General features: G+C 35.3%; 11 protein-coding genes, 1 pseudogene and 1 riboswitch. Of the genes and pseudogenes, 11 read left to right on the plus strand and 1 reads right to left on the minus strand.

The window, feature by feature from the left end; all coding sequences use genetic code 11:
* Positions 1-499 precede the first annotated feature (499 nt).
* The 6 genes from DRF58_RS12865 (at position 500) to tenA (ending at position 6,033) form a co-directional block, all read left to right on the plus strand.
* Positions 500-2,011, plus strand: a complete 1,512-nt coding sequence (locus tag DRF58_RS12865) for an acyl-CoA dehydrogenase family protein (protein WP_116036027.1) — start codon at positions 500-502, stop codon at positions 2,009-2,011.
* A gap of 316 nt (positions 2,012-2,327) precedes the next feature.
* Positions 2,328-2,750, plus strand: coding sequence for a cold-shock protein (locus tag DRF58_RS12875; RefSeq protein WP_116036030.1), 423 nt, complete (start codon positions 2,328-2,330; stop codon positions 2,748-2,750).
* 148 nt (positions 2,751-2,898) lie between these two features.
* Positions 2,899-2,991: riboswitch (TPP riboswitch) on the plus strand.
* Between the two features lie 60 nt (positions 2,992-3,051).
* Positions 3,052-3,849, plus strand: a complete 798-nt coding sequence (thiM, locus tag DRF58_RS12880) for a hydroxyethylthiazole kinase (protein WP_116036032.1) — start codon at positions 3,052-3,054, stop codon at positions 3,847-3,849.
* Entirely contained in the window at positions 3,846-4,481 is a 636-nt protein-coding gene (gene thiE / locus DRF58_RS12885) for a thiamine phosphate synthase (RefSeq protein ID WP_116036034.1), read from the plus strand. The genes thiM and thiE overlap by 4 nt, the downstream gene beginning before the upstream one ends.
* A gap of 81 nt (positions 4,482-4,562) precedes the next feature.
* Positions 4,563-5,396 carry a bifunctional hydroxymethylpyrimidine kinase/phosphomethylpyrimidine kinase gene (thiD, locus tag DRF58_RS12890; RefSeq protein WP_116036035.1) on the plus strand — a complete coding sequence of 278 codons (834 nt, stop codon included), beginning with the start codon at positions 4,563-4,565 and terminating at the stop codon, positions 5,394-5,396.
* Positions 5,383-6,033, plus strand: coding sequence for a thiaminase II (tenA, locus tag DRF58_RS12895; protein WP_116036037.1), 651 nt, complete (start codon positions 5,383-5,385; stop codon positions 6,031-6,033). The genes thiD and tenA overlap by 14 nt, the downstream gene beginning before the upstream one ends.
* Positions 6,034-6,200: 167 nt before the next feature.
* On the opposite strand, the gene DRF58_RS12900 is transcribed toward tenA, so the two are convergent.
* A complete protein-coding gene (locus DRF58_RS12900) occupies positions 6,201-7,094 on the minus strand; it encodes a helix-turn-helix domain-containing protein (RefSeq protein WP_116036039.1) in 894 nt (297 codons plus the stop codon).
* A 468-nt stretch (positions 7,095-7,562) separates the two neighbouring features.
* Between DRF58_RS12900 and DRF58_RS12905 the strand changes: the two genes are divergently transcribed.
* The 5 genes and pseudogenes from DRF58_RS12905 (at position 7,563) to DRF58_RS12925 (ending at position 13,426) form a co-directional block, all read left to right on the plus strand.
* Entirely contained in the window at positions 7,563-8,543 is a 981-nt protein-coding gene (locus DRF58_RS12905) for an aldo/keto reductase (protein WP_116036040.1), read from the plus strand.
* A 230-nt stretch (positions 8,544-8,773) separates the two neighbouring features.
* Positions 8,774-9,902 (plus strand): annotated as a pseudogene (locus tag DRF58_RS12915) (YncE family protein).
* A 12-nt stretch (positions 9,903-9,914) separates the two neighbouring features.
* Entirely contained in the window at positions 9,915-10,445 is a 531-nt protein-coding gene (locus tag DRF58_RS19030; protein WP_317124863.1) for a hypothetical protein, read from the plus strand.
* Between the two features lie 17 nt (positions 10,446-10,462).
* Positions 10,463-11,110, plus strand: coding sequence for a hypothetical protein (locus DRF58_RS19035; RefSeq protein ID WP_317124864.1), 648 nt, complete (start codon positions 10,463-10,465; stop codon positions 11,108-11,110).
* A 39-nt stretch (positions 11,111-11,149) separates the two neighbouring features.
* On the plus strand, positions 11,150-13,426 hold the full coding sequence (locus tag DRF58_RS12925) for a DUF5074 domain-containing protein (RefSeq protein ID WP_116036042.1): 2,277 nt from the start codon (positions 11,150-11,152) through the stop codon (positions 13,424-13,426).
* The last annotated feature ends 5 nt before the right edge of the window (positions 13,427-13,431 follow it).

Genomic DNA, 13,431 nt, shown 5'->3' on the forward strand with positions numbered 1-13,431 from the left:
GAAAGTGAAAATTGTTATTTTATCTTTTTACTTTTTCATATCAATTACAAACTTGTTCAAAAAGAAGGCTGTTTTTTAAGCTAGATAATTTCCAAATTTGAAAGAAAATCTCTACTTTTTATACGCGAAATTTTTATATAGGATTTACCACTTTTTACAAATACATTATTTAAGATCTTTCACAAGATGCTTATCAATAAAGAGATGAAGAGAAGGTGAAAAAGTCCTCACTCTTCGCAAAATGACTCTCAAAAATTAAAGCCTTTTAATCAAGAATTCAAAGCTTTTTTTTATTAAACTTATGTTTAATTTTTAATTAATTTAACAGTGATAATTAACATATGTTTATCAAAATAGTGTGAACCAATTAATTATATTATCTTTGCCATAATGTATATATAATTGTGAAGCTGCTGGATTCTTGTAATCCAATTGCCATTCGTTTCACTTAGCTATTTTACTGTAATGATGGCTTGCAGTGTTTTATCTCTCAAACTATATGAATGCACTAGCATTGGATTTACCTACGGATTCTTATACAGAGTTCCTTAACCGTTTCAAAACCTCACTCTCATCTCTTTTTCAAAAGGAAAATATAGATCAATTAAGTCTTTCCCGAGGTTTGCCAGCTAATGTTTGGAAGGAGATTTTTAATTTGAAACCATTATCTGTTGCTATTCCAAAAGAATTTGGAGGTAGAGGAGTGAAGGTGAAAGAATGTTTAGGCGTTTTATCTGCAGCCTCTTACGAATCTTTACCATTGTCTTTGACATTTGGGATTAATATTGCACTTTTCCTAGAGCCTTTGGCAAAATATGGTAATGAAATTATAAAAGGAGATATCTTCAAACATTTTTTAGACTACGGTGCAATGGGCGGGTTGATGATTACCGAGCCAGATTACGGAAGTGATGCGCTTAGTATGAGAACTCAGAACGAACTTAAGGATAACAAATACCACATCAAAGGAACAAAACACTGGCAAGGTCTTACAGGTTTAGCCAACTATTGGTTGGTAACTTCAAGAAATATCAATGCTGATGGTAATCTTGCGAGAGATGTAGATTTCTTTATAGCAGATACACACAAACCAGAACAAAATATTGAAGTTCAGGAATATTATGACAATGCAGGTTTATATATGATTCCTTACGGTCTTAATAAACTTGATATCAAAGTTCCTCAAGAAAACAAACTGATTCCAGAATCTACAGGTCTTAAACTGATGCTGGATTTGCTTCACAGAAGTAGATTACAATTTCCGGGAATGGGAATGGGATTCTTGAAAAGAATGATGGAGGAAGCAATGACGCAGTGTAAAGAAAGAATTGTGGGAGCTTCTAACTTATTCTCTTTGGATCAGGTTCAATATCAATTGGCAAAATTACAGTCATTTTTTACGCTTTCTTCTGCAATGTGTGCAAAAAGTACATTAATTAGTGGAATTGATAAAGATGTTTCTGCTAGTGGAGTACACGCCAATAGTATGAAAGCTTTTGTGACAGATATGATGCAGGAAGCTGCTCAGATTTTGGTGCAATTGTCTGGAGCCAAAGGTTACAGATTGAGCCATATTGGCGGAAGAGGAATTATGGATAGCCGTCCTTTCCAGATTTTTGAAGGGTCTAATGAGATGCTTTATACTCAGATTTCTGAAGGAATCTTGAAAGATATGAAGAAGAAGAAAACAGAAAATCTGGCGGATTATCTTGCTATTAATGAGATTACTAAAGAGGCTGCTAAGTTATACCAAAAAGAATTGGACTTTACAATCAGTAGTCCACTTTCTCAAAGAAAAATGATTGATCTAGGTAAAATTATTTCAAGAATTGTGACTGTAAATGATTTGACAGATCTTAATAATGCAGGCTTCAATCAAGAGTTGACAGATAACTCTATAGAGATTGTAAGACAAGAGATTGTGACGCTTGTAGCATCTTTCAATCATCATAAGAATATCAGCGCACTGTGCGACACAAGCGAAAAAAGTGATTGGATGGACTTTTTCTAGTCATATCCCAATACCATAGATAAAGACGATGCCTCTAATTTTTAGGGGCATTTTCTATGTCTCACATATTTGTCGTATATTTGCACTATAATTTCTAAACGGTTTTCTGTATCTGCTGATGCAACGTTTTCTTTTGTTTTGTGTTCTCGGCCTTGGTTAATGTTTTTATTGGCGACACAATCTCTCTGAATAGTAGAAACAGAATAACTTTTTAATCTTATTAGGAATCGATTTTCAAATTCCATTAATGAAGATTTATTCTGAATTCATTTAATTCAATTTCAGAACATTAATTTAAAATAACAACCAATAATTTATGGCAGATTCTTTCTCAAAAAAAGAAAACTTCAAGAAAAAACTTCAAAAACAAAAAGACAAAGCACTTCGTCGTGAAGAACGAAAAACTAATAACGACAAAGGAAAAGAAACCGAGTTTATGTATGTTGACGCATACGGAAGATTAACTTCTACACCACCAGAAGAAAGAGTAGAGGTTGATTTGGACGATATCCAGTTAGGAGCAGCTCCTGTGGAAGCAGAATCTCCTATTAAAACAGGAATTGTAACTTTTTTAAGTGATAAAGGTTACGGTTTTATTACGGAAAATAAAACTAATGAAAATGTCTTTTTCCATAGTAACAACTGTGCAGTACCGGTAAAAAAAGGAAACAAAGTATCTTTCGAAAAAGAAAGATCTCCAAAAGGTTTTTCAGCAATCAATATCGAACTAGTAAAGTAATAAATAAAAGTTATTCATTCTTTGGATAATCTTTTATACACTAATTATAATATTCAACCGGGTTTATCCCGGTTTTTTTATGCCCAATTAATAAGGACTATTTTTTTATTTAAACCTTATTTTAAATACAGAACATTCGTATATTTGTTTCACGCTTTAGGGGTATTCTGAAAAGAATTGAGAGAGTCCCTTTGAACCTGATACGGCTCACACCGACGTAGGGAAAAGCAGGAATGCATCTTTTGATGTTTTCTTTCTTATTCTATTTGTTTTCCTAAAGCTTATTTTTAATTAAAATTAAATGGAAAACAACCTTTGGAATTACATTCAATCTGTAAAAAAACAATCGCCGCTTGTTCATAATATCACCAATTTCGTGGTAATGAATAATACTGCCAATGCGCTTTTGGCAGTCGGAGCTTCACCGATTATGTCTCACGCAAAATCTGAAATCAAAGAAATGGTCGCCATTTCGAATGCTGTCGTTATCAATATCGGAACACTTGATGAATATTGGTCTGAATCAATGTTGATTGCTGCAGAAGAAGCTCATCGCACAAATAAAACTTGGATTTTAGACCCAGTCGGAGCGGGCGCAACTTCTTTCAGAGATGAGGTTTTGGCAAAGCTTTTACAATTCAAACCAAAAGTTATCAGAGGAAATGCATCTGAAATTATCGCTTTAGCCAAAGCCAATAAAACGATTACAAAAGGAGTTGACAGTACAGCAGAAAGTAACGAGGCAATTAATGCCGCAAAATATCTTGTTGAAAATTATCAATCTGTAGTCTGTATTTCGGGTGCAACGGATATTATTATTGATGAGAAAGAAACTTATTTTGTTGAAAACGGACATCCATTAATGACGAAAGTAACGGGTTTGGGGTGTTCTGCTTCGGCAATTATTGGAGCTTTTGCTGGGATTTTTGAAAATAAAACCGAATCTACTGTTGCTGCAATGTCGCTTTTAGGAATAGCCGGAGAATTAGCAGAAAAAATTTCAAATGGATCTGGAAGTCTTCAAATGAATATTTTAGATAAGCTTTACAATATTTCTGAAAAGGAATTTTTCGATAACGTAAAAGTTTCTAAAAAATGAGTTTAATTCATTCTTTTCCTTACCAATTATATCTTGTGATTTCTGAAGCTGATTGTAAAGGACGGAACTTTCTTGAAGTTGCCGAACAATCAATTTTAGGTGGTGTAGATATCATCCAATTACGGGAGAAAAATGCTTCCGACCAAGATTTTCTGCAAAAAGCAATTCGTCTGAAAGAAATTACCGATAAATATGGAATTCCTTTGATCATCAATGATAATACTTTCGTAGCCAAAGAGGTCGATGTTTTCGGAATTCACGTTGGGAATAGTGATACTCAGCCAACAGTTTTGAGGGAAAATTCATTTCAAAATAAAATGATTGGTTATTCTATTGAGTATTTAGAACAACTTGAAAACCAGGAAACAATTGTTTCGGATTATTTGGGAATCAGTCCGGTTTTCAGAACAGACACTAAAACCGATACCATAACAGAATGGGGATTGGAAGGTTTAATGAAAATCAGAAAACTGACGGAAAAACCATTGGTTGCCATCGGAAATATCCATTTAAAAAATGCCAGAACTGTGATGGATGCAAGAGCAGATTGCATCGCTGTAGTTTCAGAAATATGCAGTGCTGAAAATCCTCAAAAAGCGGCTTTTAATCTAAAAAACGAAATCAATAAATGAAACGCCAAACGGAAAACATTTTTACTATGGAAAACAAAAATAGGCGTTCCATCTGACCTTAATAAAAAATAAAATTGACAGATGAGACAATACAAATATCCATCAGTTCTCACGATTGCAGGTTTTGATGGAAGTGGAGGCGCAGGAATTCAGGCTGATATAAAAACCATTTCAGCGTTGGGATGCTATGCAACTTCAGTTTTGACGGCTTTACCTGTGCAGAATACACAGGGTGTAAGAAATATTTTTTCTATTCCTGTTCAGGCCGTTTCAGAACAAATTGAATCCATTTTAGACGATATTTTTCCTGAAGCCATCAAAATCGGAATGGTTCACACACCAGAATTGGTTGAAACCATTGTGGAAACTTTAGCCAAATATAAAAAAGTACCGATTGTTTTTGACCCAGTAATGGTGGCAACAAGCGGACATCGGCTGATTGAAGAAGAAACCATTCAGACTATTATCGAGAAACTTTTCCCAATTTCAGATATTATCACGCCGAATATGGATGAAGCTTCCATTTTAGCCAATATGGAAGTGAAAACTTTAGAGGATATGAAAATTGCCGGAAAAAACATCAAAAAATTAGGCTGTAAGCATATTCTGCTAAAAGGCGGACATCAAACAACCGAAAAAATTACCTCTCTATTTTATAGTAATAAAGAGGGTTTTCAAACTTTTGAATCTTTAAAATTAAATACAAAAAATACCCACGGTTCGGGTTGTACATTGTCATCCGCAATTGCTTCTTTTATAGCCCAAGGAAAATCTATGGACAGAGCTGTTGCTTTAGCTCAAAATTATGTTTCAGAAGCTATTCTTGAAGGAAGCAACGTCCAAACCGGAAAAGGAAATGGTCCTTTGAATCACTTTTTTAATCCTCAAAAACTTATCAAGAATGAATTGGTCTGAAAACGCCTGGAAATCAATTGAAAATATTTACAACAACATCATCGAAATGTCTTTTATTAAAGAATTATCAGATGGAACTTTAGACAAAGAAAAATTCCAATTTTATATTGCTCAGGACTCTTTGTATCTGGAACATTTTGGAAGAACATTAGCTTTAATCGGAAGTAAAGCGCATCAGATTGAAGACGCTTTGGCTTATATGAGATTTGCCGAAAATGCAATCGTTGTGGAAAATGCTTTGCACGAATCCTATTTTAAAGAATTTGAGATTTCAAACAAAGGGATTTTACAGCCTGTTTGTCATCATTACATTCATTTTTTGAGAAGTACAGCCGCTTTTGAACCTGTTGAAGTGGCTTTAGCAGCTACTTTACCTTGTTTTTGGATTTATAAGGAAGTCGGAGATTACATTCTGAATCTTGAAAAAACTTCAGAAAATCCTTATCAAAGCTGGATAGAAACATACGGCGGAGAAGATTTTGCCATTGCCGTTAAAACTGCCATCGAGATTTGCAACAAAGCCGCTGAAAACACAACTCCCGAAATAAGAAACCGAATGAATGAAGCTTTTATCACCGCTTCCAAACTCGAGTTTCAGTTTTGGCAGGCTGCTTATGATTTGACAATTTGGGAATAATTTAAACCACAAAAGTCACAAAAGGAAATCTACAAAAAGATAACCAAAAGAGCAAAAAGATAATGTTTTAAAACAGATTCCTTTTTTGAACTTTTATACTAAAAAAACAAAAACTTTTGTGACTTTTGTGGTTTTAAAATTTTATCATTTTTAAACAGTCTTTTAAATCAATTCAAATTCCTATACTCATTGGGACTCACCCCAACTTTCTGCTTAAACAACCTCGTAAAATGCTGAGGATATTTAAACCCTAAACCATAAGCAATCTCACTAATCGATTTTTCATTATCAAAAATCCTTTCTTTCGCAATATCAATCAGCTTGAGCTGAATATATTCCTGAGCAGAAATGCCGGTTTCTTTTTTAATTAAATCTCCAAAATAATTGGCCGATAAATTCAGTTCCTCCGCAAAAAAATTAACGGAAGGCAAACCAATATTTTGAGGTTTATCCGATACAAAATAAGTATTGAGAAGCTCTTCAAACCTTTGTAAAATTCCTTTGTTGATGTGCTCTCTCGTGATAAATTGTCTGTCGTAAAAACGGGTAGCATAATTCAGGAAAAGCTGAAGTTGTGAGATAACCAGTGTTTTGCTGTGTTTATCGAGATTTTGTTTTAGTTCGTTTTCAATTGTATCAAACATATTCACCACCATTTCTCTTTCTTTTTCGGAAAGATGCAGAGCTTCGTTTGAAGCATAAGAGAAAAAACTGTAGTCATTTAAAATCGTGCTTAAAGCCGTTCCTTTCAGGAAATCCGCATGAAAGACAATTACCTTTCCTTTAGGTTTTATATTGGGTAAGTATTTTTCAACCGTCAAAATCTGTCCGGGAGCCACAAAAACCAGACTTTCTTCCTGATAATCGTAAGATTCTTTCCCGTAACGCAGATCTCCACACTTCGTTTCTTTCAGAAAAACACAGAAAAATCCGAAGTTGTAGGTCGCCGAATTCAAAGGTTTCAGATCATCATAATCCATCACATTAATGAGCGGATGAAGCGTAGTTGCACCACGAAGAAAACTGTATTCACCAACGCTTTTAAGGATGTTTATGTTCATTTTAGATGAATTTTAAACTACAAATTTATCTAAAAATACCGCTCAGAGGTATCTGAATCGCCAATTCAGTAATAATGGTAAGAGAATCTGTAATCTGTCTTGATTTTCGGTGTTCTTGAAGAATAATTTCCGTATCCCTTTGCATTTTTGCCAGAAGTTTTTGTCTATTAAAAGAACATTTCAACAAGGCAAAAAATGCAAGCGGGTCGGGCTATCCGCTATATCTTTTTTGTCATTGCGAACGAAGTGAAGCAATTTCTATAACTATTTGGCAATCGCAATAACAAAAAAGGATGCCGTTTCTATCCCTTACGCAACAATTCGACTGCAAGAACCATCAGTAAAAATGGTAAGCAAAGCAGTAATTCATATAACAAATCCTTTCTTGAATCATCGGACATTTGTAAAGTGAAAAATAGGTGATTTGATAATTCTACTTTTTACATTACACTTTATACAAAAAAAAATATGAAAACAAGAACTTTAGGACAAAACTTAGAAGTATCCGAATTAGGATTAGGTTGTATGGGACTGACTTTCGGTTACGGTCCTGCAACTGACGAAAAAGATGCAATTGATTTGATTCAAAAAGCATATGATTTAGGAATTACATTTTTTGATACAGCGGAAGCTTACAGTCAAGGAGGAAATGAAACTTTACTCGGAAAAGCCGTAAAACCTTTCAGAGACGACATTGTGATTGCCACAAAATTCGGTTTCCTTGACGGAGATGCTTCAAAAGGTGTTGACAGCCGTCCTGAAAGAATCAGAACGGTGGTTGAAAATTCATTAAAATATCTGCAGACCGACGTTATCGATTTACTTTATCAGCACAGAGTTGACCCGAATGTTCCTATGGAAGATGTTGCAGGAACCGTGAAAGATTTGATTGCTGAAGGAAAAGTAAAACATTTCGGAATGAGCGAAGCTGGTGTTGAAAGTATCAGAAAAGCGCACGCAGTTTTGCCTGTAACAGCACTTCAAAGTGAATATTCGATGTTTTGGCGTGAACCTGAAAATGAAATTTTACCCTTATTGGAAGAGCTAAATATCGGTTTTGTTCCATTCAGCCCGCTTGGGAAAGGATTTTTGACGGGAGCAATTACTGATAAAACAAAATTTGACGATAAAGATTTTAGAAATATTGTTCCAAGATTTTCAGAAGAAAACAGAAAGGCAAATCAGGAGTTGGTAGATTTGGTAAAAGCAGTTGCAATCGAAAATAATGCGACTTCTGCACAGGTTGCTTTGAGTTGGTTATTAGCTCAAAAATCATATATCGCTCCGATTCCTGGAACGACAAAAATTCATCGTTTAGAAGAAAATGTTGGCGCAGTGAATGTTCATCTGAATGAAGAAGAATTAAACAGAATCGATTTGGCTTTAAAACAAATTCAGATTGTTGGCGAGCGTTATCCTGCTTCTTTACAGGCTAGAGTTGGGAAATAATTTAATCATATGCGGGAGAGCGTTATGATGTGAATCAGAATAATATAGCTTACAACAACATTTCGCCTTGGTACACGCACGATTTATCGATTCAGAAAAAAAATTGATTACAAGTCTCATCAGTTCAAAGTCAGTCTGGAAGTTAATAATTTTTTGGACAGATATTATGATGTGGTTCTCAATTATCCAATGCCGGGAAGGAATTTTAAACTCATTATCAGCTTCACATTATGAGGAAATTATACTTGTTATTAGTGTTACTAATGTTCATTTTCTCTTGTCGAGGAGACGAATACATCTTTGTCTATTCCGAAGAAGAAACCTTGATGCAGCCCGAAAATACATCAATAAAAGGCTTTTATGTCTTGAATGAAGGTAATATGGGAAGCAATAAAAGCAACGCTGGATTTCTTTGATTATACCACAGGAACTTATCACAGAAATATTTATGCAGAAGCCAATCCCAATGTGATAAAAGAATTGGGTGACGTTGGTAATGATATCAAAATCTATGGGAGCAAGATGTACGCTGTTATTAATGTTTCCAATATTATCGAGGTTTTGGATGCTAAAACGACAAAACGTATCAAAACTATTCCGTTGCAGAATTGTCGTTATGTGACTTTCAAAGACGGGAAAGTTTACGCTTCAAGTTACGCAGGTCCGGTTTCGCTTGACCCGAATGCACCAATTGGAAAAGTCGCTGAGATTGATACGAATTCACTTTCCATAAAACGCGAAGTTGTCGTTGGTTATCAGCCGGAAGAAATGGCGATTGTCGGGAACAATCTTTATGTTGCTAATTCCGGAAGTTATCGATTTCCGAATTATGACAGAACTGTTTCAGTTGTTGATTTGAACACATTTACTGAGACTAAGAAAATCGATGTAGCGATTAATCTTCATCATATTGCAAAGGATGATGATGGCGATTTGTATGTGAGTTCAAGAGGCGATTATTATACGATTCCTTCGAGTTTATTTTTGGTGGATTCTAAAACGGGAACTGTGAAAAAAGACTTTGGAATTGCGGTCAGCGAAATAACGATTGTGAATGGCAAACTCTATTATTACGGCAACGAATTCAATTACACACATTCCTACACCAAATCTTTCGGAATCATTGATGTCAAAACTGAGCAAATCATCTCCAATAAAATCATTGACCAAGAATATGTTGACGCTATCAAAACGCCTTACGGAATTGCTGTCAACCCAATTACAGAAGACATTTATATGACCGGTGCACGGAATTATGTTTCCACGGGATTCGTGTATTGTTTTGATAAAAACGGAAAATTCAAATGGAAAACCGAAGGCGGAAACATCCCTGCACACTTTGTTTTTCTGTATAAATAAATTGGTATGAAAATGAAAAAATACTTTCTAAAATTTACTTTGCTGTCATTCCTTACTTTTGGAATTATTTCCTGCAAAAGTGACCGTGATGAACCTGACGACGGCACTTCTTCAACAGAAGTTCTGAAAGATTCATACGCTATTGACCGTTTCAAAGTTTTGAATATTGTTCCAAATATCTCTGGAAACGCAAAACTAACTTGGATTATCAAAGATTCAGCGACTTCTGATAACAATACTTTGGATTTCATCAGCCCTTATGCGAAAACTTATCCTTTGACTCTGAAGGTTGAAAGTAATGGAACAACGACAACTTACACTTCAAAAATCATTGTCAACAAAGAAACGGTTTCTTATAGTAAATACATTTCGAATGTCTTCGATTTCCGTCCTGCGGTTGGACAATTTATAAACGAGATTCCTGAATATGTTGTTGGAAATACATCGGAACAGATGATTCAGAAAGCGAAACAATCTTTGGTAGGTTCTAATTCTACGTTGATTTCGTTAGGTGGATTTGGTGGTTATGTCACTTTTGTTTAGACCACACCATTCCAAATATGAATGGAAAAGACTTTAAAATTTTGGGAAATGCATTTTGGGGAGATTTGTCTCAGGAAGAACGCGCAGGCTCTTGTGAACCTGGAATCATTCTCGTTGCTTATGACAAAAATAAAAATGGAAAACCCGATGAAGACGAATGGTATGAGATTGCCGGAAGCGAATATTTCAAGAATACAACAGTAAAGAATTATACGATTAATTATTTCAAACCCAATGAAAATAAACCGCCAGTTGCAGGGACAGAATATTGGGAAAACGATGTAGAATATATCAAATGGACAGATAATCTTGGGAATTCAGGGTTTAAGACCAAAAATGTTTTCCACGTTCAAAGCTATTATCCATTATGGATTTCAGATGTTTCTTACAGTTTTACAGGAACTAGACTTGCCAACAATTACTATGACCAAAGTGGAAGCGGAACTTATTGGGTTGGAAAATCCTATGAATTTGGATACGCAGACAACGCACCGAATAATGATGAAGCTTCGAACATTGATATCTCTTGGGCGGTTGACAAGAACGGAAATTATGTCAAACTTCCCGGAATCGATTTCGTGAAAGTTTATACGGAATCAATCAGGAAGCAGGTTGGCTTGGCGTGGTTTATACCGAAGTTGCCGGTGCTTACGATTTACATTTAAAATAAAATTCAACAATAAAATTATTTAAATCAATTAAAAATGAAAAAGTTTTATCTTTTGACATTGCTGTTGTTCTTTGCATTTTTTACCAATGCACAAGTCACAGTTCAAGGAGTTCCGAGAAATGATCTCAAAACGAATTCCATTAAAAAAACGCAGTCCAAAAAGGCAGATTTCACAATGGATGATATCGTCTATTGGGTTGGAACGGGTTCTAACAAAGCCGCTTTCGTTGTTCAATGGAATGATGCTAAAAATCCTGATGCTTTAGTTTGGGGATTCAAATGGGACGGAAACGCAACAGGCGAAGATATGCTGAAAGCGATTGCAAAAACTGATAAGCGTTTCTTCTCATTACTTTATCAAGGAACACAATTTGGAAGTGCAATCGGAGGTTTAGGTTTTGACCTTGACGGAAAAGGAACTGTAGGACTTTACAATAACGGAAACACAACTTATCCGCTTTATCCAGTTGATGGAATTATCAATACAACCGCTTATGATTTTGATAATTATACAGCAATTGATTCTAACGACCATTGGTTTTCTGGTTGGTACAACGGTTATTGGTCTTATTGGGTTAAGGACGCCACTGATACAGATTTTGGATATTCCGGTTTAGGAGCAAGCAGCAGACAATTGCAAGATGGTTCTTGGGATGTTTGGAATGCAAATCCTAATATGGAAAGTTATGATATTTCTTCAACATTGACACCAGTTTCCGTTTACTCAGCGCAGGCGGATTTTACCAAAGGTTATTTTATGGTGAACGAAGAATGGTTTGGTCATACAAACGGTTCTGTGAATTTTGTAGGAGACAATGACCAAATCTATTACCGAGTTTATAGCGAGAAGAATAATAATCAGGCTTTCGGAGCTACAAATCAGTTAGGAACAATCTACGGAGATAAGTTCTATTTCATTTCAAAACAAGCTTCTGACGGCGGAGATACGCAATATACACCGGGCGGAAGATTGGTTGTTGCCAATGTTACAACGATGGAAAAAATCAAAGGTTTTGACAATATCGGTGGAGGAGACGGACGTTTTTTTCTTGGTGTGAATGAACATCTTGGTTACATCGGGGCTTCCAACGGGATTTTTACTTTTGATATTGATAATCTTCAAGTTGGAAGTCTAATTGAAGGAACAAACGGAGGTAGCTTATATTCAGGACAAATCGGAAATATGATTAGAACTTCGCAATATGTTTTCGCTGTTAAGCAATCTACAGGAATTCTAATTATCGACCCGAAAACAAATACTTTGGTTCAGACAATTTCCGGAGCTTTCCATTCAGTTGTTCAGGCAAAAGATGGAAGTGTTTGGGCAATCCAGAATCAGAAGTTGATTAACATTAATCCAACCTCTTTTGAAACGACTGAGTATCCACTTTCTACGGCAACGCAATATCTAGGTTCTTGGGGGGCTTGGAACGCAGGAAGTTTCACTTACAGTAACCAGCAGAATGCTTTGTATTGGATGAACTCTGTGAATGCTTTCACCTCGGGAACAAAGGTTATTAAATTTGATGTGACTACTAAAACTTTGGTTGATAGTTTTATCACGATTCCTGGTCAGGAAGGAACATACAAGCAGATTCCTTACGGTGCAGCGTTGAGAGTTGATCCTGTTTCCGACGAATTGATTCTTAATACAACAGAAAGTGGTTATGGCGCACATTATCAGAAAAACTGGATTCATACTTACAGCAATACTGGCGCTTTGTTGAATACAACAACCTTGAACGATTATTATTGGTTTCCAGCGGTAACAGTTTTCCCGGATGTTGATTTTCCGGTTGTGAGTTCTACTTTTCCTTCGGAAATTACTACGAGTAGTATTACAAAAATTGACCTGAAAACGATTGTGACAGATGCAGACAATCTTTCGGTTTCTATTTTGAAATCAATCAAATCTAATAGCAATGCCAATGCAATTAATGCAGAAATCAATTCTGATGAAGAGTTGGTGCTAACGCCGCAAGGTGCTGGAACGGCAAACATCGTGGTTAGTTTTAATTCCAACGGGAAAGTGGTTGACAAAACCTTGACTGTAGTATCTTCTTCATTAGCTGTGAATGATAATGTTAAGAAAATCAACCTAAGTATCTATCCAAATCCAACAACCGATGTCTTGAATATCAAAATTCAAGATAAGATTGTTGAGGTTTCTGTGTACGATGTTACAAGAAAAGCGATTAATACTAAGTTGATTGATGGAAAAATCAATGTGAATCAACTTCTAAAAGGAAATTATATTCTAAGAATTACGACTGATAAAGCAGTTTATCAAGAGAAATTTATTAAGAAATAATATTA

Origin of the sequence: Epilithonimonas hispanica (genome assembly GCF_003385395.1) — a bacterium.
GTDB classification, from domain to species: Bacteria; Bacteroidota; Bacteroidia; order Flavobacteriales; family Weeksellaceae; genus Epilithonimonas; species Epilithonimonas hispanica.